24 protein-coding genes are annotated in these 21,716 nt (G+C 67.3%); 20 read left to right on the top strand and 4 right to left on the bottom strand.

Annotated elements, in window-relative coordinates:
• Positions 1 to 115: 115 nt before the first annotated feature.
• The 4 genes from NV1_RS08525 (at position 116) to NV1_RS08510 (ending at position 2,841) form a co-directional block, all read left to right on the top strand.
• Positions 116 to 526, top strand: coding sequence for a helix-turn-helix domain-containing protein (locus NV1_RS08525; RefSeq protein WP_067887615.1), 411 nt, complete (start codon positions 116 to 118; stop codon positions 524 to 526).
• A gap of 219 nt (positions 527 to 745) precedes the next feature.
• Entirely contained in the window at positions 746 to 1,573 is an 828-nt protein-coding gene (locus NV1_RS08520) for a PspA/IM30 family protein (protein ID WP_067887541.1), read from the top strand.
• A 58-nt stretch (positions 1,574 to 1,631) separates the two neighbouring features.
• Entirely contained in the window at positions 1,632 to 2,543 is a 912-nt protein-coding gene (pspM, locus tag NV1_RS08515; protein WP_245713613.1) for a phage shock envelope stress response protein PspM, read from the top strand.
• 73 nt (positions 2,544 to 2,616) lie between these two features.
• A complete protein-coding gene (locus NV1_RS08510; protein ID WP_067887538.1) occupies positions 2,617 to 2,841 on the top strand; it encodes a hypothetical protein in 225 nt (74 codons plus the stop codon).
• On the opposite strand, the gene NV1_RS08505 is transcribed toward NV1_RS08510, so the two are convergent.
• The gene (locus NV1_RS08505; protein ID WP_067887535.1) at positions 2,808 to 3,515 is read right to left on the bottom strand and encodes an SDR family NAD(P)-dependent oxidoreductase; all 708 of its coding nucleotides are present in this window, start codon (positions 3,513 to 3,515) and stop codon (positions 2,808 to 2,810) included. The two genes, NV1_RS08510 and NV1_RS08505, sit on opposite strands and share 34 nt — an antisense overlap.
• A 101-nt stretch (positions 3,516 to 3,616) precedes the next feature.
• On the opposite strand from NV1_RS08505, the gene NV1_RS08500 reads away from it, so the two are divergent.
• The 3 genes from NV1_RS08500 to NV1_RS08495 all read left to right on the top strand — a co-directional run bounded on the left by NV1_RS08500 (position 3,617) and on the right by NV1_RS08495 (position 5,702).
• The gene (locus tag NV1_RS08500) at positions 3,617 to 4,456 is read left to right on the top strand and encodes a helix-turn-helix domain-containing protein (protein ID WP_067887533.1); all 840 of its coding nucleotides are present in this window, start codon (positions 3,617 to 3,619) and stop codon (positions 4,454 to 4,456) included.
• A gap of 286 nt (positions 4,457 to 4,742) precedes the next feature.
• A complete protein-coding gene (locus NV1_RS43350) occupies positions 4,743 to 4,919 on the top strand; it encodes a hypothetical protein (RefSeq protein ID WP_157116702.1) in 177 nt (58 codons plus the stop codon).
• A 72-nt stretch (positions 4,920 to 4,991) separates the two neighbouring features.
• The gene (locus tag NV1_RS08495; RefSeq protein ID WP_067887531.1) at positions 4,992 to 5,702 is read left to right on the top strand and encodes a PIG-L deacetylase family protein; all 711 of its coding nucleotides are present in this window, start codon (positions 4,992 to 4,994) and stop codon (positions 5,700 to 5,702) included.
• On the opposite strand, the gene NV1_RS08490 is transcribed toward NV1_RS08495, so the two are convergent.
• The gene (locus NV1_RS08490) at positions 5,687 to 6,274 is read right to left on the bottom strand and encodes an HD domain-containing protein (protein WP_245713612.1); all 588 of its coding nucleotides are present in this window, start codon (positions 6,272 to 6,274) and stop codon (positions 5,687 to 5,689) included. The two genes, NV1_RS08495 and NV1_RS08490, sit on opposite strands and share 16 nt — an antisense overlap.
• 247 nt (positions 6,275 to 6,521) lie before the next feature.
• Between NV1_RS08490 and NV1_RS08485 the strand changes: the two genes are divergently transcribed.
• The 11 genes from NV1_RS08485 (at position 6,522) to NV1_RS08435 (ending at position 18,438) form a co-directional block, all read left to right on the top strand.
• Positions 6,522 to 7,685 carry a glycosyltransferase gene (locus NV1_RS08485; protein WP_067887529.1) on the top strand — a complete coding sequence of 388 codons (1,164 nt, stop codon included), beginning with the start codon at positions 6,522 to 6,524 and terminating at the stop codon, positions 7,683 to 7,685.
• Positions 7,686 to 7,714: 29 nt separating this feature from the next.
• Positions 7,715 to 7,909: a DUF3046 domain-containing protein gene (locus NV1_RS08480; protein ID WP_067887527.1), complete on the top strand. Its 195-nt coding sequence runs from the start codon at positions 7,715 to 7,717 to the stop codon at positions 7,907 to 7,909.
• A gap of 1,025 nt (positions 7,910 to 8,934) precedes the next feature.
• Positions 8,935 to 9,798, top strand: a complete 864-nt coding sequence (locus tag NV1_RS08475) for an MlaE family ABC transporter permease (RefSeq protein ID WP_067887525.1) — start codon at positions 8,935 to 8,937, stop codon at positions 9,796 to 9,798.
• Positions 9,798 to 10,652: an ABC transporter permease gene (locus NV1_RS08470; RefSeq protein ID WP_067887523.1), complete on the top strand. Its 855-nt coding sequence runs from the start codon at positions 9,798 to 9,800 to the stop codon at positions 10,650 to 10,652. Before NV1_RS08475 ends, NV1_RS08470 begins: the two co-directional genes overlap by 1 nt.
• A 3-nt stretch (positions 10,653 to 10,655) precedes the next feature.
• A complete protein-coding gene (locus NV1_RS08465; protein WP_067887521.1) occupies positions 10,656 to 11,963 on the top strand; it encodes an MlaD family protein in 1,308 nt (435 codons plus the stop codon).
• Positions 11,960 to 12,997, top strand: coding sequence for an MlaD family protein (locus NV1_RS08460; RefSeq protein WP_067887518.1), 1,038 nt, complete (start codon positions 11,960 to 11,962; stop codon positions 12,995 to 12,997). Before NV1_RS08465 ends, NV1_RS08460 begins: the two co-directional genes overlap by 4 nt.
• A 38-nt stretch (positions 12,998 to 13,035) precedes the next feature.
• Positions 13,036 to 14,055 (top strand): MCE family protein, encoded by a 1,020-nt coding sequence (locus NV1_RS08455; RefSeq protein ID WP_245713611.1) that lies wholly within the window; start codon positions 13,036 to 13,038, stop codon positions 14,053 to 14,055.
• The gene (locus tag NV1_RS08450) at positions 14,052 to 15,167 is read left to right on the top strand and encodes an MCE family protein (RefSeq protein ID WP_067887511.1); all 1,116 of its coding nucleotides are present in this window, start codon (positions 14,052 to 14,054) and stop codon (positions 15,165 to 15,167) included. The genes NV1_RS08455 and NV1_RS08450 overlap by 4 nt, the downstream gene beginning before the upstream one ends.
• 20 nt (positions 15,168 to 15,187) lie before the next feature.
• Positions 15,188 to 16,348: an MCE family protein gene (locus tag NV1_RS08445; protein WP_067887608.1), complete on the top strand. Its 1,161-nt coding sequence runs from the start codon at positions 15,188 to 15,190 to the stop codon at positions 16,346 to 16,348.
• Entirely contained in the window at positions 16,345 to 17,595 is a 1,251-nt protein-coding gene (locus tag NV1_RS08440) for an MlaD family protein (protein ID WP_067887508.1), read from the top strand. The genes NV1_RS08445 and NV1_RS08440 overlap by 4 nt, the downstream gene beginning before the upstream one ends.
• Positions 17,596 to 17,634: 39 nt before the next feature.
• A complete protein-coding gene (locus tag NV1_RS08435; protein WP_067887505.1) occupies positions 17,635 to 18,438 on the top strand; it encodes an Rv1363c family protein in 804 nt (267 codons plus the stop codon).
• A 29-nt stretch (positions 18,439 to 18,467) separates the two neighbouring features.
• Here the strand turns inward: NV1_RS08435 and NV1_RS08430 are convergent, their stop codons facing one another.
• Together NV1_RS08430 and NV1_RS08425 are read right to left on the bottom strand one after the other, a co-directional pair.
• Positions 18,468 to 18,869 carry a DUF427 domain-containing protein gene (locus NV1_RS08430; protein ID WP_067887605.1) on the bottom strand — a complete coding sequence of 134 codons (402 nt, stop codon included), beginning with the start codon at positions 18,867 to 18,869 and terminating at the stop codon, positions 18,468 to 18,470.
• 111 nt (positions 18,870 to 18,980) lie between these two features.
• Positions 18,981 to 20,234 carry an amidohydrolase family protein gene (locus tag NV1_RS08425; protein ID WP_067887502.1) on the bottom strand — a complete coding sequence of 418 codons (1,254 nt, stop codon included), beginning with the start codon at positions 20,232 to 20,234 and terminating at the stop codon, positions 18,981 to 18,983.
• Positions 20,235 to 20,531: 297 nt separating this feature from the next.
• Between NV1_RS08425 and NV1_RS08420 the strand changes: the two genes are divergently transcribed.
• Together NV1_RS08420 and NV1_RS08415 are read left to right on the top strand one after the other, a co-directional pair.
• Positions 20,532 to 21,005 (top strand): MarR family transcriptional regulator, encoded by a 474-nt coding sequence (locus NV1_RS08420; protein ID WP_067887498.1) that lies wholly within the window; start codon positions 20,532 to 20,534, stop codon positions 21,003 to 21,005.
• A 12-nt stretch (positions 21,006 to 21,017) separates the two neighbouring features.
• Positions 21,018 to 21,614, top strand: coding sequence for a hypothetical protein (locus tag NV1_RS08415; RefSeq protein WP_245713610.1), 597 nt, complete (start codon positions 21,018 to 21,020; stop codon positions 21,612 to 21,614).
• Positions 21,615 to 21,716 lie beyond the last annotated feature (102 nt).

The following is a 21,716-nucleotide window of genomic DNA, read 5'->3' as shown; positions in this document are numbered from 1 at the left end:
GTGACGCCGGAGCACCGGCGATGCAGCGGCCACGGATGGGAACCAGCCGAGGGCATGTGACGTTGTCACTTGCATAGGCTCGGTCCGGCCAGGCATGAACCGTAAGGAGAACGAGATGACGCTGCTGCGAGAGGCAATCGGAGATAGTTTGCGGCGTGCTCGGATCGCCCAGAGCCGGACCCTGCGGGAGGTGTCCACGTCCGCCCGGGTGAGTCTGGGATATCTGTCCGAGGTGGAGCGCGGCCGCAAGGAGGCGTCCAGCGAGCTGCTGGCGGCGATCTGCCAGGCCCTGGACGTGCCGTTGTCCGAGGTGCTGTCCGATGTGAGCATCACCATGGCGGAGCACGATTTCGCCGCCGGACGCCCCCGGCGCGAACCGGCGGTGGCCGAGCCGGCCGCCGCGGTCGCGGTACCGGCCGAGCCCGCCGCCCCGGCCCCGTCGGCCTTCGCCCGGATCCCGGGCGAGACCAGGATCGTCATTCCCGCGCCGACCGCGGACAAGCTGGTGCTGGTTCAGGCGAACTGACCCGGGGAAGTTATTCGATCGGCGAAGCTATGTGATCGGCATCGACGAGGCTGTGCCACGGAACGGAAACGGATAGATTCTCTAGTGAGCATCGGTCCCGGGCGAGTTCGCTTGCCCGGGGCGTCGGGCAATGGAGGATAGGTACCACAGGGGTGCGTGACGGTCGCGCACTACAGTCGCGTTGGAGCGCGGCGCGTCAGATGGAGGCGGGATCAATCGATGGCTAATCCGTTCGTCAAGGCCTGGAAGTACCTGATGGCCCTCTTCGACTCCAAGATCGAGGAGCACGCGGATCCGAAGGTCCAGATCCAGCAGGCCATCGAGGAGGCTCAGCGGCAGCACCAGGCACTGTCGCAGCAGGCCGCATCGGTGATCGGAAACCAGCGTCAGCTGGAGATGAAGCTGAACCGTCAGCTCGACGAGGTGGAGAAGCTCAACTCCAACGCCCGTCAGGCGGTCATGCTCGCGGATCAGGCGACCACGGCCGGTGATACCGACAAGGCGATCCAATACACCAACGCGGCCGAGGCGTTCGCCGCGCAGCTGGTCACCGCCGAGCAGGCGGTCGAGGATCTGAAGGTGCTGCACGACCAGTCGTTGCAGGCCGCCGCGCAGGCCAAGAAGGCCGTCGAGCAGAACGCGATGCTGTTGCAGCAGAAGGTCGCCGAGCGCACCAAGCTGCTCAGCCAGCTCGAGCAGGCCAAGATGCAGGAGCAGGTGTCCGCCTCGCTGCAGCGGATGGATTCGACGCTGTCCGCCCCGGGCAGCACGCCGAGCCTGGACGCGGTGCGGGAGAAGATCGAGCGCCGGTACGCCAATGCGCTGGGCGCGGCCGAGCTGGCCGGTAACTCGGTGCAGGGCCGCATGCTCGAGGTGCAGCAGGCCAGTGTGCAGATGGCCGGGCACAGCCGGCTCGAGCAGATCCGCGCCTCGATGCGCGGTGACTCGCTGACCGCGGGCGATGCCACCCCGCAGGTTGCCGCGCCGACCCCGAATCCGGCCGCCGCGCAGCCGCAGGCCAACCCCGGTCAGGCCGCGCAGCAGTAGTACCCGCAGCAGTAGTGCCCGGGGCGCTCGCCCGGCGAGTTCGAAAGGCATCGAGGTGATGGGGAAATCGCAGGCCGCCGACGAGCCTGCGACGGGCCGCACCCGCGGCCGGTCGTCCGGTGCGATGCGCTCGCGGGTGGTTCGGGAAGTGTTGTCGCAGTCCGGGATCGAGCCCGAGCAGCTCGACCGGGCGCGGCGGCTGCCCGACACCCTGCGCGAGGCCGGGGAGACCGCGATGCATGCCGTGCGCGCCTGGGCCGATCCTCGTGAGCGCGAGTTGCGGCGGCGCAGGCGTGCGCGGCGGCGCAGCATGCGCTGGAGTGCCGCCTCCGGTATCACCGCCCTGGGCGCCGCGGGACTCGCCGTCGTCTCGGCTCCGGCGTGGGCGGTGATCGTCCTCGGCGGCGGTGCGGCGGCCATGGTGACCGGGGCCGCCGTCAGCACCCGGAGTTATCTGCGATTGCGTCGAAATCCGTTGCCGCGGGCGGCGTTCGTGCCGCGCCGACTGCCGCCGGTCCGGTCGGCGGCGCGTGCGCCGATCACCCGCCTGGTTCGCGCCGAGGCGGCATTGCACGCCCTGAGCGGCCGCATCTCGCAGGGTGGCCGGATGCCCGCGGAAGATCTCGTCGACGCCGTCGAGACCGCGGCCTCCTGCGCCGCGGCGCTGCACGCCCTGGCCGCGGACGTCGTGGCGATGGAGCAGACGGCCGACGTGGTGGGTGAGGCTGATCCGATTCCGGGCCTGGACCTGTCCGGTCAGGTGCGCGCGGTGACCTCCCGGCTCGATTCGGGCGTCATCGAATACGAGGCCCTGGTCGCCGCCGCCGGCCGCATCCTGGCGGTCCCCGAATCCGCCGCCGTCCTGTCCGAAACCGATTGGGCCCTGCTGAACTTGCGCGAATCCGCCGACCGCTTGGACGGCTGGGCGCAGGCCCTGACCGACCTCGCGGACAGCCGGTTCCGCGGGTAGTCGCCGAATCCCGGTCGAGCACGGGCGGCGACAGTTTCGCTGCGCTGCAACGTATTTCAGCTGAGGCTGGTAGTTGGTCGGCCCGCGGCCGAGGATCGCCGCCATCGTCCCCGCCGCTTCCGCCGTCGATCCGGGGCAGGTCTCGCGGCAGGTGGCCGAACGGACCGCCGCCGCATCCGATCTCGCCGATTACCGTGCGCTACTGGAACTTCGAGGACTGACCGGCGTGCACGAGACAGCGGTGACCGGTACCGAAACGGTCCATCACCAGGGCAACGGCCCGGAGATGTCGAAGTAACCTCCGGTCGGGCCGTCCGGCGGGGTCCGGGCCATCCGGACGACGATCTCGGCGGCCCGTTCGACGGTCTGATGGCCGGAGTGGCCGTTGAGATCCGTTGCGGTGTAACCGGGTTCGACGACATTGATACGCATGGCCGGGAACGCCTTGGCATACTGCACGGTGAGCATGTTCACCGCTGTCTTGGACGTCGGGTAGGCCAGGCCCGGATAGGCGTGGGCGGGGCTGCCCGGGGCCGAGACAGCGGTGAGCGAGCCGAGGCCGCTGCCGAGATTCACCACCACCGGGGCGGCGGAGCGCTCCAGCAGCGGCAAGAAGGCGCGCATCACCCGTACGACGCCGAATACGTTGGTGTCGAACACTTCTCGGATCATCTCGCCGGTGACCTCGGCCGCACCGGGCACGCTGTTGTCCGCATTGCGAGTCTCGATGCCCGCATTGTTGATCAGCACGTCCAGCCCGCCGTCGGCCTCGACGGTCTTCGCCGCCGCGGCGACGGAGGCGTCATCGGTGACGTCCAGTTGTACCAGGCGCGCACCGACCTGTTCGGCGGCCCGGCGGCCCCGCTCCGGATCGCGTGCGCCGATGTAGACGGTGTGCCCTGCGGCGATGAGCCGCCGGGCGGTTTCCAGTCCGATGCCCTTGTTCGCTCCGGTGATCAATGTTGTCGTCATGGCTCCAGGCTCACCCCGCCCGGCCTGCTCAGCCAGTCGTCCGTATGTCCTGGGACTGGCGATACCAGGCACGATGCGATCGGTTGTCGCAGACTGGACCCATGGCGACCTCGGAATTCGGTGCGGCGATGCGGCGGTGGCGCGACCGGCTCGAGCCCGCGGACGCGGGATTGCCCGGGGGCGAGCGGCGGCGCGCTCCCGGACTGCGTCGTGAGGAGTTGGCCCTGCTGGCGGGGATCTCGGTGGATTACATCACCCGGCTGGAGCAGGGGCGCGCGTCGAATCCGTCGGCGCAGGTGGTGGAGGCGCTCGCGCGGGCGCTGCGATTGTCCGTCGCCGAACGGGCACACCTGTTCCGGTTGGCGAACCTGCCGCTGCCGGATCCGGACCTGGTGCCGCGCCACATCACCGCCAGCGTGCAGCGGGTACTGGACCGTCTGACCGGCACACCGGTCGCGGTCTACGACGCGACCTGGCAACTTCTGCTCGCCAACCCGCAGCATGTGGCGTTGGTCGGCGATCAGTCCGGGTTGGCCGGCGTCGAGCGCAACGGGGTGTGGCGGCATTTCCTCGGGGCCGGGCCCCACGCCCGCCGCACTCCGGAGGCGCTTGCCGCCCACGAAACCGCGTTGGTGACCGATCTGCGCACCGCCGCGGCCCGATATCCGGCCGACCGCCAGCTACAGGATCTGATCACCACCCTGCGCACCGGAAGTGCGCGATTCGCGGAGATCTGGGATTCGGGTGCGGTCGGCCGCCGTGATGCAGGCCCGAAGATCATCGATCACCCGCTGGTCGGCCCGGTGACGCTGGACTGCGACATTCTCACCGTCACCGGCAGCGATCTGCGCATCATGATCTACACCGCCGAACCGGGCACCGAGGATGCCGAGCGTTTGGCACTGATCGCGGTTCTGGGGACACAGACGCTCACCGGATGAGCGCGGCCACCGTCGCCACGGGGATCGAGGAATCACGGCTTTTCGTCGGGTTCCTTCGGCACTCGCCGTGCGTACGGCGTGGTCGTCCGGAATTACGGTCGGCGGCGGGTAGGGTCCGCGTCCGTCGGTGTCGCGCCGGCGGTCTGGGACGGCCCTCGGGAAGTACCCTGATTTAACCCTGATATCGAGGTTGACCTGGTGATTTTCTACGGCGGTGTCGGCAGTATGGAGGGTGTCGGATCACGTAGCGGAGGTTCGACGGAAACCTTCGGGAGGAATGGACCAAATGAGCATGTTCTGGAAGATTCTGGGCGTGGTCGCAGTCGTCTGGCTGGTGCTGATCGTGGTCGGGGCGCTGGTGAAGGCGCTGTTCCCGATTTTGATGATCAGCCTGGTCGTATTCGGGCTCTACCTGCTGTACAAGGCGGTTTCGGGCTCGAAATCGACGGTCGACAAGCTGTAGATCTCGCTGCGCGGGCCGCTCGGAATCCATTCCGTGCGGCCCGTTCGCATGTGCGATGATTCAATGGGAGCCATGGATCAGGTACCCGAGGATTGGCAGACCGGACTCGTCATCGTCGCGCATCCGGGCGACATCGAGTACGAGGCTGCGGCCGTGGTGCACCGATGGACCTTGCAGGGCAAGCGGATTCGCTACGTGTTGGCCAGTCGCGGAGAGGCCGGGATCGCCGGGCTGCCCCCGGCGCAGACCGGGCCGCTGCGCGAGCGAGAAGAGATCGCCGCGGCCAAGGCCGTGGGCGTGCAGGACGTGGAATTCCTCGACTACCCGGACGGCCGGATCGAGGAGAGCCTGCCGCTGCGCCGCGATCTGGCCAGAGCGATCCGCCGCTATCGCCCGGAAATGGTCGTACTGTTCAACTTTCACGACACCTGGGCGCCCGGACGCGCCAACAGCGCCGATCATCGCGCGGTCGGTCGCGCCGCACTCGATGCGATCGCCGATGCCGCCAACGAGTGGATCTTCACCGAACTGAGCGGCCTGCCGATCTGGACGGTTCGATGGGCCGCGGTGACCGGATCGGCCGTCACCCATGCCGTCGATGTCACCGATTCGATCGATGCGGCGACGAAATCGATTCTGGCCCACGGTCGTTACCTCGCGGCGCTGGGCCCGGCGCCGGTTCCGGTGCAGGCCCAGGCGATCGTGGCGGGCGCGACCGCGCCGATCGAGGGGTTCCCCGCCGAGCGGGCCATCGGCTTCGAATTGTTCTACATCCGCGGCTGAGCCGCCGCGACCCGCTCGACCGCCGGACGCCAGGATTCCAGCGGCGCCACCGCGATCCCGGCGACCTTGCCCGAATCGTCGGCCCGGCGTAGCGCCAGCGCGGCGGCGAATTCCGGATCGGCTTCGAATTCGGTGGCCTCGGCGGCGGTCATCGGGCCGCCCTGGGCGACGAGTGTGCGTCTGCTGGACGCGGACAGATTCGCCGCATGCGCGGAATCGGTCGCCGCCAGATAGCGTTTCGCGACCACGTGCAGTTCGACCAGGCGGGCCACTCGCGCGCCGAGTAGTTCGCGCACCGCGGCCGCTCCGGTGCGTCCGTGACCGGCGTCGTCGCCGGGGGCGAGCAGATGGCCGATATCGTGTACCAGGCCCGCGATCTGGAGTTCCTCGTCTTCGGGGTGATCTCGGCGCAGCAGTTCGGCGCACTGGCGGTCGTGATCGAGGATGTCGACCGGATCGCCGCTGTGATCGGGCATATCCCAGACGTCGGCGCAGGTCGCCAGGAGGGACATCAGCTCGTCGACGGTGGCGGGAACCGCTCGCCTCGCACCCCGATCGGTCTGCCCGGCCACGTTTCCTCCTCGCTGCTGTGCGGTCATGATAGCCACTGCGAGTTCGTCGCCGTGGGTGTGCGGCGGGTGGTGTGGGCGCAGGTCCGGTGTACCACTGGGCGACTCGCGACCGCACCGGCCGGCCGGCCTCGACACCCGGAATCGGCGCCGGGGCGAGGTGGGGTGTGCGGCTGGTGTGCGTACCGCCTAAGCGGTGTCGCCGGACCGGCTGCCTACCCCCCTCGCGACGATATGGCAGGCTGGGCGGATGCGAGTTGCTGTGGTCGCGGGACCGGATCCGGGACATGCGTTTCCGGCGATCGCGCTGTGTCTGCGGTTGCTGGCGGCGGGTGACGAGCCGGTGCTGTTCACCGGTCCACGCTGGCTCGACGCGGCGCGGGCGCAGGGGATCGGGGTGCGGCGGCTGAAGGGGTTGGCGCCACGGCCGCAGGACGACGACCTCGATGCCGGACAGCGCATTCACGAGCGTGCCGCGCACGTCTCCACCGAGATCCTGCCCGAACTCGGGGCGATGCTGCCGGAATTGGTGATCGCCGATGTGCTCACCGTCGGCGGCGGGATGGCCGCCGAACGGATCGGGGTGCCGTGGGTGGAGCTGTCCCCGCATCCGCTGTATCTGCCGTCGAAAGCGTTGCCGCCCATCGGAAGTGGGCTCGCACCGGGGGAGGGGTTGCGCGGACGGGCGCGGGATGCGGTGCTGCGCGGTATGACCGGGCGGGCGATCGCCCGCGGTGAGCGTCAGCGCGCGGTCGCCCGCGCGGGTGTCGGTCTGCCCGAACAGGATCCGGGTCCGGCCGCCCGTCTGGTCGCCACCCTGCCCGCGCTCGAGGTGCCGCGCCCGGACTGGCCGCGTGACACGCACGTGATCGGCCCGCTGCTGTGGGAGCCGACCACCGAGGTGCTGCCGTTACCGCCCGGGGACGATCCGCTGGTCGTGGTCGCCCCCTCGACCGCGCACACCGGCGTATCCGGGATGGCGCAAACGCTGCTCGAGGCGCTGGACGGGGCCGGTGTGCGGGTCGCGGTGTCGACCCTGGACACACCGCCCGCGGACGTGCCGCCGTGGGCGACCGCGGGCCTGGGCCGCCAGGACGAGCTGCTGTCGCACGCATCGGTCGTGGTCGGTGGCGGGGGACACGGGCTGCTGGCGAAATCGCTGCTGGCCGGTGTGCCGATCGTGACCGTCCCCGGCGGGGGCGACCAGTGGGAACTTGCCAATCGCGCGGTGCGCCAAGGTAGTTCGATGCTGGTGCGGCCCTTCACCGGCGAGGCCGTGCGGGCCGCGGTGCGCACGGTGCTCGCGGAACCGTCCTTCACCGCCGCGGCGCGGGCCGCCGCCGCGACCGCCGTCGAGGTCGCCGATCCGGTCGAGATCTGTCATCGGGTCCTGGACCGCGCCCGTTCCCGCTGAGCCGCGTCCCGACCTGTAGCCTCGGCACAGTGCGGTTGACGGAATTCCAGGAACTGTTGCATACCGAATTCGGGGTGTCCCGCGGCGACGTTCTGCTATCCGACCACGTGCTACTCGCCATGGGTGGCCGCACCGGCGCCCAGGCCATCGAGGACGGCGTCGATCCGCGCGATGTCTGGCGCGCGCTCTGCAGCGAATTCGACGTCCCACGCGCTCGTTGGTAGGAGCCGCGGCATTGCGTGTTCGCGAGCCGTCCTCCGACCGTGCCCGAGATCGCGACATCTCGGGTGGTCGGATCCGGGCGCTGGATCCGCCGGGATGCCGCGATGCGTGATGTTTTCGCGGCTGGGGCCGAGTGTCGTGCCCGGGTCTGCTCCGCACTTGCCGGAACCGGCCGCCGCGGCAGATCAGGACGCTCCGCGATCCGGATCACAGCGGAGGGCGCGGAGATGGGCTCTGGATGTTCGAGCTCGCCGGGGCGGATCGATGGCTCGCGATTGTCCGGTGCGGACGATGACGTGACGCGCTGAGCGGCCGCACGAGGGGATGTTTGCGCGGGTTTGCCCAATAGCCGAGCGTTCGAGGGCCGCGGGGTGGATCATCATCCGCGGATCCGCCCGCATGTGCTGTCGGCAGTCATGTGCATTCGACATCGTCCGGATGTGCCGGTGCGTTGCGGTGCGGGGGTCGCAAGGCTCCGGCATGCGGATCGGTCCGGTGTCGAGACGAGCTGTGCTCGGCCGGTGGATCGCATCCGCTTCGAGTGAGCGAGCGGGGCAGCCGAGGTGTTGCCAGGGCCCCTTCGGGTGCTGCCTACGGACTTGGTCGGAATCAAAGTGAAAATGGAACTTCCCTCATACGGAAATGCTACTCTCGTCACCGGCTCGAACTGGAGAATGTGCAGGTTTGGTACTAGATGCGCACTCTGGGGTGTCGATCGGGGGTTGGGTGGTGGATGTCGAGGGTGTTGCCCGGAGCCGAATGTTGCTACAGTAACTGTGTTACGGAGGCGGCATTCTCTTCTGACGAGAATGACGCTTCCTAATCCAGGAGGAGACGATACGCCGGGGCAACCCCGACGGATCCGCCTCACCGATGCCGGGCGAGTACGCCAGCCCTCGTGCTTGCCCGAGCGCTCGGCATGCTGCGTCGGTCGCGCAACCCGCGGTTGCGGCATGGAAGTACGCCGGATCAGGGAGGAAACGATGACCGACAGTGCCGAATCCATTGCCAGTGAAGCGAGGCCGTGATGAGCGCACCAGTGGCCGGACTGGATGCCACCGGGCAGTCGGCGGTCGGTGAGATCAAGCGGTGGACGGGCGGCTATCTGCGCCGTCACCCGCTCGCCTCCCTGGAAACCGTAGGCGGACAGGTCATTCTCGCTGTTCAGGCCATCCGGTATCTGTGCACCGACATCGCCACCGGGCAGTTCCCCGTCCGCGAATTCGTGCAGCAGGCCACGTTCATGGCCAAGACCGCTTATGTCCCGACCGTCGCGGTGGCCCTGCCGATCAGCGCCACCATGTCGATCCAGTTCGGTCTGCTGGCCGGTCAGGTCGGCGCGACGTCACTGGCCGGCGCCGCGGGCGGGCTCGCGGTGATCCGCCAGGTCGCCCCACTGGTCACGGCCATTCTGCTGGCGGCGGCGGTCGGCTCGGCGATCTGCTCGGACCTCGGGGCGCGCACGATCCGCGAGGAGATCGACGCCATGGAGGTGATGGGCGTCTCGGCGCTGCGGATGCTGGTGGTGCCCCGGCTCGCGGCAGGGATTCTGGTCGCGATGGGGTTGACCGGGCTGAGCTGCTTCGTCGGATTCCTCGGCGGATATCTGTTCAACGTCTACGTCCAGAGTGGCGTCCCGGGCAGTTATCTGGCGACGTTCTCCTCCTTCGCCACCATCGGCGATCTGTATCTGGCGATGGTCAAGGCCATCACCTTCGGGGTGATCGTCACGATCGTCTCGTGCCAGAAGGGATTGAGCACCAAGGGCGGGCCGGGTGGTGTGGCGAATTCGGTGAACGCGGCGGTGGTCGCCTCCATCGTGCTGCTGATGATCGTGAACGCCGGATTCACCGAGCTGTACACCCTGCTGCTTCCGAGGACGACACTCTGATGGCATCACGATATTATTTCCCGGGCACGAAACCGGTGCTGGTCGCCGGGAACGCGGCGGCGGTCCCGGTCATGCGACTGGGCTATATGGCCACATTCCTGTTCCGGATGATCGGCGGAATTCCGGTGGTGCTGCGGCATTATCGGGCCGAATTCCTGAAGATCCTGTCCAATGTGACCTGGGGTAATGGCTCCATCGTCGTCGGCGGCGGCACGGCGCAGGTGATTCTCGTCCTCGGCGCCGCGGCGGGCGTCGTGGTCGGCATCGAGGGGTTCAGTGCGCTGAAACTGCTGGGTATGGCCCCCGCGACGGGCATGATCGCCTCGACCGTGGCAACCCGCGAGCTCGCGCCGATCATGGCCTCGATCGCCTTCGCCGCCCAGGCGGGCTGCCGATTCACCGCGCAGCTGGGCTCCATGCGGATCGCCGAGGAGATCGACGCGCTCGACGCGATCGCGATCCGGCCGATCCCGTATCTGGTCACCACTCGGATGCTGGCCTCGATCGTGGCGATGATTCCGCTGTACCTGGCATGTCTGGCGGTCAGTTATCTCGGTGTGGAAATCGTCGTCGGGGTGGCGGGCGGACAGTCGCCGGGGACCTACCAACACTATTTCCGGCTGGTGCTCAGCGGGTCGGACATCATCTATTCCCTGGTGAAAGCGATCGTTTTCGTCATCACCACCACGACGATTCAGTGCTATTTCGGTTTCTACGCCTCGGGCGGCCCGCAGGGCGTCGGGGTGGCGGCCGGCCGGGCGATGCGCGCGAGCATCACCGTGATGATCTTCGTGGATCTGATGTTGACCCTGACGCTGTGGGGTTTCAACTCCGGCGCGAGAATCAGCGGGTAGCCGATGTCCATTGCATTCGAATCCGACGGCAAAGTACTGGCCAACTGGAAATTGTTCCTGCGCGGGCTGGGATTCCTCCTGGTGCTCGGGCTGATCGGGGCGGCGATGATCGCCCGATCCCAGGGCGTGTTCAACAAGACCGTGCAGGTCACCGCCGACCTGGTCAACGTCGGCGACGGCCTGCCCGCCAAATCCGATGTGAAGTACGAGGGCGTGCTGGTCGGCATGGTGGACAGCGTCACCCCGGCCACCGACGGTGGGCCCAACCACGTGCACATCTCCCTGCTGCCGCAGTACTCCTCCGGGATTCCCGGCACGGTGACCGCGCGCGTGGTGCCCAGCAACGTCTTCGCGGTGCCCTCGGTGCAGTTGGTCTACAACGGGCAGGGCAAATCGCTGGCCTCGGGCGCGCACATCCCGGAGGACCGGAGTCTGGCGACGGTGCGGTTGCAGACCTCGCTCACCGCCCTGGACAAGATCGTCGCCGCTGCCGGACGTTCGCAATCCGACCCCGTGCTCGGCATCTTGACCACGGTCGAACAGGCCACCGCCGGGCACGGCGCCAAGGCCGCACAGGCCGGCGCGGATCTGACCCGGATCGCCCAGGCACTCAATGGGGTAATGGCCCCGGACGGTACTGCCTCGACCCTCGACACCCTCTCCGCCGCCCTGGCCGGACTGCGCGATTCGGCGCCGGATCTGCTCAGCGCCGTGCACAACGCGGTGGCCCCGCTGCGGACCGTCGCCGAACAGCGAGATCAGTTGACCACCTTGCTCAGTGGCGGGCTGACCACCACGGGAACGATCGCCTCGGCGCTCGAGCACAACACCGGAACCATCACGAATCTCACCGGCAAGTTCTCCCCGGTCCTGGATGTATTCGCAAGGGGCAGTTCGAATTTCACGCAGATGACGACATCGGAGACGATCCTGTCGACGAAATTCCGCACGCTGTGGCATCCCGACGTGCAGAACATGACCGCCAAGGTGGTCATCGAACTCACGCCGCACAAGCAGTACACTCGCGCGGACTGCCCGCGATACGGCAATCTGGTCGGCCCGAGCTGTGCCACCGGCCCGGCCGGCGCGCCCACCATCGTCGCGCCGCACACCGCACCGGCGAGCTATACCGGCGGCAACGTCGGTGCTGTCGGCAGTGCGCGCGAACAGCAGCAGATCGCCTCGATTCTGGGTGGAAAGCCCAATGCCGCAATGGATCTGATCGCCGGACCGCTATTGCGAGACAACTCGGTGACGGTAACCCCGGCCTCGGATACGCAGCCCGCCGACCCGTCAGGAGCGCATCGATGAGCTACCGTAAGCCGCTGATCGGCCTGATCCTGTTCCTGACGGTCTCGATCCTGCTGACCTGGACGGTCTATATCACGTTGGCGCGCAGCGTGAGCGGGCGCACCGATACCTACTCAGCGGTGTTCACCGACGTGTCCGGGCTGCATTCGGGCGATGACGTGCGGATGGCGGGGGTGCGGGTCGGGCGCGTGAAATCGGTCCACCTCGACGGGGTGAACGCCGAGGTGACCTTCGAGGTGCAGCACGATCAGGTGCTGTACGGCAACACCTCCGCATCGATCACGTACCAGAACCTCATCGGGCAGCGCTATGTCGGTCTGTCGCTGGGCAATTACGGCGATCCGTCGGTGTTGCGGCCGGGCGGGCGGATCCCGCTCGCGCACACCGAGCCGTCCTTCGACATCTCCAAGCTGCTCAACGGATTCGAACCGTTGTTCAGCGTGCTCGATCCCCAGCAGGTGGACAACATCACCGCCGCGGTGGTCCGCGCGCTACAGGGCGACAACGGCGCGATCACCTCGTTGATCACCCAGACTTCCGCACTGGCACAAGCGTTTTCGGGTCCGGACCAGATCCTGGGGCAGATCATCGACAATCTGTCCGGGGTGATGTCGGATCTGGCGAAACAGAGCGGCAATCTGCAGACGGTCGTGCAGCAGACCCGCCGGATCTTCGACGGCCTCTCGCGAGATCGCGACGCGCTGTTCGGGCAGGTCAGCTCGATTTCGGCGGTCGTGGGCCGGGCGGCCGCGGTGGTGCGCGGCGCGGCGCCGACGATGAACGATTTCGTCGTCCGCCAGCCGGGATTCGCACAACATTTCATCACCAACAAGCAGAAGTTCGCGTATCTGGGATTCAACCTGCCGTACATGCTGAAAGGCCTGTCCCGCATCACCGATACCGGTGCCTATCTGAACGCGTACGTCTGCAATGTGCAAGTGAGCGCCGTGCCGGGAATCGATCCGCTGATGTCGGCGATCCTCGGGGCGACGACGCCGAGTGGCAAGGTCGAGAATTCGGCGATCTGTCGATAGGGATTATGGTGAGACGACTGAGGCAAATGTGGCAGCGGATGCGCGGGCGTCCGCTCGAGGAATACGGCAGACTCCGCGTCGGCGTTGCCGCGATGGTCATCCTCGCGGTCGTCGTCGGCATCACGGTCTTCGTGAACTCCCTGCACCTGGGCGATGAGACCTATACCGCGGATTTCGCTCAGGCGGCAGGGGTTTCGGCCGGTGATGCGGTGACGCTGGCCGGTATTCAGGTCGGCACGGTGACCGGAACCCGGCTCGACGGGGACCACGTCGTGCTGACCATGAAACTGCAGCCGAATCTGCCGCTGGGCAAGGACACCAAGGCCGCCATCAAACTGACCACGTTGCTGGGATCGCGTTACGTCGAATTGCGGCCCGCGGGGCAGGGACATCTACACGATAACGTCATTCCGTTGTCCGACACCGAAGTTCCCTATGATCTGCAGACCGCGCTGGCCAATGCCACGACCACCTTCGGCGGTATCGACGCCGACCGGATCGCCAAATCCATGCAGGATCTGAGCACCCAATTGCAGGGGACGCCGAAACTGGTGCCCGAGGTACTGCGGAACGTTCAGGATCTCGCGACCGTCATCGCGGATCGGCGCAACCAATTGGGTTCGCTGCTGACCAGCACCCAGCAGGTGACCGACGTGCTGGTGCAGCAGAAGGCCGAACTGGCCCGGTTGATCGAACAGGGCCGGGATGTGTTGTCGCAGATCATCTCCCGGCAGGCGGCGGTGGTGAATCTGCTCAACGCCGCTACCACGCTGATCCAGCAGCTCGAGCCGATCGCGGTGGGCGACCGCGCCGAGATCCAGCAACTGCTCACCAATCTGCGCCAGATGACCGGAATGCTGGCCGGTCACGACGATCTGCTGCGCAATCTGTTCCAGATTCTTCCGGTGCCGTGGCGGCTGTTCGCCAATGCCACCGGAACCGGTCAGGAATTGGTGGGCAACGGCCCCGACGGCGCGTTCATCGACTCGTTCATGTGCGCACTCAGCGGATACGCCCAGAAGGTCAATCGTCCTCCGTACCTGAAGGACTGCAGGTGAGTTCTGTGAGTCGCGTGTTGAAGCTGCTGGTCGTGCTGGTCGCCGGTGTCGCGGTGGCCGGATGCTCGAGCGGCCCGGTGGGCGGTCTGGTCGATTCCTCGATCACCGTCACCGCGCAGTTCACCTCCGCCAACGGTCTGTACAACGGCAATACCGTTGCGGTGCTGGGCATGAAGGTCGGCAAGGTCGTCTCGGTCACCCCGCATCCGACGCACGTCGATGTGATGATGAAGGTGGACAAGTGGGTCAAGATTCCGTCCGACGCGATGGCGGTCACGGTCTCGGACTCACTGCTGACCGATCGGCATGTGGAATTGACGCCCGTCTACCACAGCGGCCCGACCCTGCGCGATCACGCGGTGCTCGGCGCCGACCGCACCCGCACGCCGGTGGAGTTCGACAGCCTGTTGGCGATGGCCGACAAGCTGTCCCAGTCCCTCGGCGGGGATGGTAAGGGCAACGGCCCGGTCGCGGGCCTGCTCGATGTCAGCTCGCAGATCGCCACCGGCAACGGCAAACAGATGCGCGATGCGATGACCGAGTTGTCCCGCGCGCTGCGTCTGGGTTCGGACAACGGCGCCGCGACCAGGGATGCGGTGACCACGATCGTGCGCAATCTCGACACGCTGAGTTCGGCCGCGTCCCGCAACGATCAGCAGATCCGCCAATTCGGTTCGGGCGTGGACCAACTCAGCGGAATTCTCGCCGACCAGCACCTCGGCAGCGGGGACACCGGCAAGAAACTCGGCCAGATTCTCGTGCAGGTCGCCGATCTGTTGCAGCGCAACCGGGACAATCTGCACGGCCTGGCGACCAATGCCAACACCGTCACCAAGTCGATGGCCGACTACAACGACAATCTGGCCGAGTTCCTGGACATCTTCCCGATGGTCACCGACAACGTCTACAACGCGCTGGACACCAAGAACGGCGCGTTGCGCGGCACCGTCGGCCTGGACAAATTCCTGCTGGACGGCCAGATGGTCAAGGAGGTCTGCAACCTACTGCAACTGCACAATCTGGGCTGCGCGACCGGCACGATGCGCGATATGGGGCCGGACTTCGGCATCGGCCAGATGCTCACCGCGATGGCGGGAGCCCCGGCGAAATAGCAAGGGATACCGAAAAAATGATGACATTCGGACCGAGACGACGCGCCGCCGCCCTCGCCGCGGCGGTGGCGCTGTCGACCACCGCGTGTTCGGTGAGCCTGGACAAGCTTCCGCTGCCCGCCCCGGGCGTCGGCCCCGATTCGTACTCGCTGACGGCCACCTTCGCCAACGCGCTCAATCTGCCCACCAAGGCGAAGGTTCGGCTGAACGGCGCCGATATCGGTGAGGTCGAGTCGATGCAGGCGAAGAACTACACGGCCGTGGTGCACATGCGGATCAAGGCCGTGGTGCTGCTGCCCGCCGGCACATCGGCCGAATTGCGTTCCGCCACACCGATGGGCGATGTCTTCGTCGCGCTGACCCCGCCCGCGCATCCGGACCCGGACGCTCCCCGGCTGGCCGACGGCGCGAGCATTCCCGAACAGTCCACCGCCGCGGCCGCGACCATCGAGGAGGTGCTCACTCGCGCCGCCCTGCTGGTGAACGGCGGGGCGATCGAGAACGTCACGGCCCTGGCCAACAGTCTCGGCGAGGCGGTCGGCGGACGCGGCGACCGCCTGGCCACCATGATCCAGCAGACCCGTCAGCTGGTGGACAGTCTGCTGGCCCGCACCGATCAGATCCGCCGGATCCTGGCCACCACAAAGGATTTGAGCGCGACCCTGGCCGCGCACCGGCCCGATGTCGACGGTGCGGTCGCCGCGGCCGGGCCGGCGCTGCAGGTGATCGGCGACAACACCCAGCAGATCGTGGACCTGGTCGGACAGCTGAACCGGATCAGCGCGCAGCTGTCGCGGTATCCCTCGGTGCAGGGCACCAACGACCTCAGCCTGATCAAATCGGTCAACGAGATGGCCGCCAATATGAATGCCGCGGCGAACAATCCGAAGGCGAACCTGGATCCGCTCATCGCGATCCTGCCCATCGTGGTGAAGGTGACCGATGCCCAGTCCGCGCACGTGAACGTCGATATCGCTCGCCTGGCGGTGGGGGCGGGGGCGGATCCCGGGTATCCGGGCGATCCCGGCGCCACCGCGCCGACACCCACCGACTGGACGAATTTCGTCGGCTCGCTGGAGTACAGCCTGAACAGATTGAAGAACCGAGTGACACCACCGGGACCGGTGCCCGGGCCGGGGCCGGTTGCCATCCCGGGACGAGTGACGGGACCGAGACGATGAGTATCTCCGAAGTGTTCGAACCGCCCGCGCGAGTTCTGGTGCTCGGCGCGCGGCAGCTCGCCCGGCATCGGCTGCTGACCTCGATGATCGGCCTGACGATGGTGTTCGTGGTCGGCGCGGGCTATCTGCTGCTGGGGTCGCTGAAGATCGATCCGCTGCATTCGCAGTTCCACGTGCGGGTCGAGCTGGCACAGTCCGGCGGCCTGCTGCCCAATCAGGACGTGACGTTGCGTGGTGTGCCGGTCGGCCGCGTGCAGTCGGTCGGTGTGGACGGTGACAAGGTCGTCGCCGTCGTCGATATCGACGATGGGGTGCATATTCCGGTGGGCGGGAATGTACGGGTGGCGGCCCTGTCGGCGGCGGGGGAGCAGTATCTGGACTTCCTGCCCACGACGGACAAGGGCCCCTATCTGACCGACGGCGCGGTGGTCTCCCCGGAGCGGACCTCGACTCCGGTCCCGCTGGCGACCCTGCTCGATCACCTCAACGGCCCGCTGCAACAGATGGATCCGGCGAAACTGAAGGCCATCGAGGCCGAACTCGGCGTGGGGCCGAAGGGGCCGGAGAAGCTGACCGCGATCCTGGATGGCGGCATGTTCATGCTCTCGACGCTGGATTCGGTTCTGCCGCAGACGGTTTCAATGCTGCACAACAGCAAGACGGTGCTGACCACGATGAGCCGGGTGAGCCCTGGGCTGCGGGTGACGTCGCGGAATCTGGCCGAGACCATGGCCGGGGTCGGCTCGATGACCGGCGGCTACCGCACCATGGTGAACACCGTGCCGGGTATGACGACCGCCCTCGATCGGATCATCGCGGACAATTCGCCGACCATGGTGCAGTTGCTCGGTAATCTGACGACCACCGCGCAGATGGCGTACCTGCACATCCCGGCGCTGAACGAGTTCTTCTGGCCGCAGCAGCGCGCCGGCTCCGCACTCGATGCCATCTCCTCGGCCTTCCACGATGGCGGGGTCTGGGCCGAGGTGAGCGTCTATCCCCGGACCCCCTGCGATTACAACGTGCCGCGGCTGCCGGGATCGGTGCCCGACTCGCCGGAGCCGTACCTGAACGCGCGGTGTACCGGCCCGGCCCCGGATCTGGTCCGCGGCGCGGCGAATGCGCCCCGGCCGCCGGGCGACAACACCGCCACCGCACCTCCCGGCTCGAATCCGTTGCAGCGATCGGATCCGACGCCGACCGGCCCGCTGTCCATTCCCACCCCGTACGGCGGCCCGCACGCGTAGGGCTGACGCGTCGCGGTGACCCGACGATTGGAGATACCGATGAACGACCGCACCACGGTGGTGACACCGGACGAGGACGCCGAGCTGTCGGAGCAGGGCGACGACAACTCGACTCCGGTCGACAAGCACACATCCGATTCCGTTTCCGCGGTGCCGGATTCGGCCCGGAAGCAAGTTCACGGGACCGCCGAATCATCGACAGACGGGGATGTGGCCTCGGATGGGTCGGCGGCCGGTGCAGCGCTGGCCGGAAAATCGGAAAGTGCTGCGGGTGAGGGTGATTCGGCGGGCACGGAGGACAATTCCGAAACGTCATCGGACGGAGCCGCCGACACCGCGGGGAAACCTCGCTTCCGCCGGCGGCCTCCGACTCCCCGGCCGGTGACCGCCGTGCTGCTGCTCCTGCTCGTGGCGGCGGTGGTCTGCGCGGCGGTGTTCGGCTGGAAACTGAAGGCGCGCAACGACGATGCGGCAGCCGGACAGGCCGCCATGGCCGCGGCGAAGGATTACGCCGTCGCGCTGACCAGTATCGACTCCGCGCATATCGACGGCGACTTCGGGACCGTGCTGAACGGGGCGACCGGGCAGTTCAAGGATATGTACAGCCAGTCCGCCACTCAGCTCAAACCACTTCTGTTGCAGGCGAAATCGGTCAGCAAGGGGCATGTGGTGGCCGCGAGCGTGCAGTCCGTATCGGGCGATCACGCCGTGGTGATGCTGTTCGTCGACGCGGAGATCACCAACGTCACCAATCCGACTCCCCGGGTCGACCGCAATCGCATCCTGATGACCATGGACCGGGTCGGCGGGCAGTGGCTGGCCAGCAAGGTGGACCTGCCCTGATTACTGGTCGCGGCCGGAACCGGCTGTGGTCAGCGATCTTTCGCATAGGGTGCGCTGACGCTGGGCGTGGCGACGCCCACCTCCACGCGCACCCGGTCCTGATAGAATCCGATGTGCCCGCGAATCAGCGCGACCTCGGGATACGGTTCGGCGTACGCCCAGGCGATCGGCTCGTCACCGTCGAGCGCGCGCCAGTAGCGCGCGGTGCCCTTGAACGGGCAACGGCTGGTCAGCGGGTCGGCGACGAGCAGATCGAAACGCACATCGTCCTGGGGAATGTAGAACGCGATGCCGTGATCCTGTTCCGCGACGAGGAGCCCCGCATGCGTCTCGGCCAGGACCCGGTCCCCGGCGGTGACCCGGATGAGATTGCGGACCCGGCGCACGTCCACGCGGTAGTCCGGCCAGTCGATGTACCCCGACGGCTCCATGATCGTGCCTTTCTCATGGGGTGCCGCGGTGCCGTGCGGCACCGGGACAACGCGTGAACCCGGCACCGGAGAGTTGTCCGGCGCCGGGTTCACGATAGCTGCGCGCCCGGGTCAGCTGGCCCGCTGTGCGTAGGCCGCCGCGTACTCCTTGCGCGAGGTGGTGGAGGTGTCCACATCCGTGGCCTGCGCGCGCAGCGCGCCGACGGTCGCCTGCTCCTTCGGGATGTGCGCGAACGGATCCCAGTTCAGGAAGCGGCAGGCGTTCTGCCAGGTGATCTTGTCGATGTCGGAATCGTCGGCGTCGACCGCCTGCAACTCCGCGAGCACGAACTCGGGGGCGTTGGGCCAGATCGAGTCCGAGTGCGGGTAGTCGCACTCCCACGCGATGTTGTCGATGCCGATCTCGTGCCGGAGCTTCAGCGAGGTCTTGTCGGTGACGTAGCAGGCGACCGTGTGCTCCCGGAACACCTCGCTGGGCAGCTTGCCGCCGAAGTCGCGGCGCAGCCAGCGCTGGTTGGTGTAGTGCCGGTCCGAGCGGTCCAGGAAGAACGGGATCCAGCCCACACCGCCCTCGGAGAACGAGACCTTCAGCCCCGGATAGCTGCGGAACGCCGGGCCCCACAGCAGATCCTGGGCGGCGATCAGCGAGACGCTGGGCGCGAGCACCATCAGATTGTCGATCGGCGCGTTGGGGGCCAGGTTCAACACCCGGAAGCCCTGTCCGATATGCAGATTCATCACGGTGCCGTGGTCGGACAGCGCCTGGAACACCGGGCCCCAGTACTCGATGTCGTGGTAGCTGGGCAGGCCGTCCAGATGCGGCAGTTCCGGCATGGACACCGAATGACAGCCCTTCTGGGCCACTCGCTCGATCTCCGCGACGGCCAGCTTCGGATCCCACAGCGGCAGGATCGATAGCGGGATGAACCGGCCCGGGTATGCCCCGGCCCAATCCTCGATGTGCCAGTCGTTGTAGGCCTGGATCATCGCGACGGTGATCTCGTCCTTGAAAAAGGCCAGATGTCCGGCGCTGAATCCGGCGAAGGTCGGGAAGCACATCGAGGCGAGGATGCCGTTGGCGTTCATATCGCGGACGCGCTCGTGCACGTCGTACACCCCGGGCCGCATCTCCGCGTAGCCGGCCGGATCGTAACCCCACTCCTCGGCGGGCCAGGAGACCACGGCGTTGAGACCTGTGACGCCGGTCGGCCGGTCACGGTAGACCCACCGGTCGATGCCCTTCTCATCGACGATCACCTTCGGGGCCAGATCGGCCCACTTCTTCGGGACATGGCCGTCGAACATGTGAATCGGCTCGACCACATGGTCGTCGATGCTCACCAGGATCATGTCGTCGATATTCACGGGACTCCTCGCTAGTTCGTGCGGAATGTCGTATGGGTCGACCTCGGCTGACTCTTGGAGACGAACAATCTCCATCAAGGAGAATGATACTCTCGCGCCCCGCTCGGCCGCCAGGGTGGGCGGGGCGATGCGGCGGCCGAAGTCGGGTCCGATCGTGATCGAAACTATCCATCATCGTTCGAGAGAATGATATTCTCATTTCAGTTATACGAGTTCGCTGTCGGAGGTGTTTTCGGCCGGTGTCGTTCTCGTCGGAGTTCCCGCAGGGCCGGATGGACGGAGAGATACGTGCGGACGATGACGTACAGCGCGCGGGCGGAGACCTTGAATGCGCTCCGCGAGGCCATGCGGGTCCAGGCCACCCGCACGGTGGTGCTCTATTCCGCGGTCGCGGCGGACCTCGGTATCACCGTCGCGGATCTGACCTGTCTGAACCTGTTGTGGATGCGCGGGCCGCTGACGCCCGGCCGGCTCGCGGAGTCGCTGGGCATAGCGCGCGGCGGCGCGATCACCGCTGTGATCGACCGGCTCGAGCGCGCGGGTTACGTTCGGCGGACCCGTGATTCGGAAGATCGCCGCAGGGTGTGGGTGGAATTGGTCGCGGTGCGCGCGGAGGTGGCCATCGCCCCGCTGTTCGGTGAGCTCGCCGCGCTGGATGAAACCCTGCCACAGGACGAGGAGAGTCTGGCGAGGCTGGTGGGCTTCGTCCAGGAGGTCAACACGGCGCTCGCACAGGCGACCGCGCAGGTTTCGCGCAATCGCGCGCTGTGAGTGGTGGACGTCATGGCTGCACAGAAATCCGGGCCGCTCGATCAGGCTTCCGGCGAGGTGAACTCGGTCGCGGGCCGGCGGGCGCACGCCCGCAGACACCTGCTGCGATATCGGCTCGCGGTCGTCGCGTCCGATGTGGTGCAGGCCGTCCGGTACGTCGGCGGCTGGATGTACGACCGGTCCATGGCGGGCTGGGAGGTCACCGCCCTGCTGGCCGAGACCGCCGACCCGCGCCCGCTGCGCATTCTGGGCGCGGCGGTGCTGGATCTGGAGGATTCGCTGGCCTCGCCGGTGCACGACATCTGGCCGCATGCGGTGGCCGTGGCGCCGGAGTTGATGGCGAACGATCCGCGGGTGCGTCGCGGCGTGCTCGACTCGCTCGATCAGCGCCGTACGGAGGTGGCGCTGTGGGGCGCGGATCTGCCCGCCGAACTCGACGGACGACTCGACCTGGCCCAGCATCGGCTCAGTGCCGCCGCGCGGGCGTTCAAGAGTGCCGCGCTGGCCGCCGCGGGTGAGCCGGTGACCGAGGTGAGCGGTGTGGAGGTGTTCCACTGCGGTGAATTGCTGCTGACCGGGCTGTGGGGCGGCGCCGATCTCACCAAGTGACGAATATGTTATTCTCCTGAAGAGAGAATGGCGATATCGCAGTGGGAGGGGCATCCGGCCGCCGAGGTGGTGCCGGAGCGAAGTCGAACGCGGTCGTCGTGG

This window comes from Nocardia vaccinii NBRC 15922, from assembly GCF_001613305.1.
Taxonomy (GTDB): domain Bacteria; phylum Actinomycetota; class Actinomycetes; order Mycobacteriales; family Mycobacteriaceae; genus Nocardia; species Nocardia vaccinii.
Note: the sequence above shows the minus strand (reverse complement) of the source record. Positions and strands in the feature narration are given on the sequence as shown.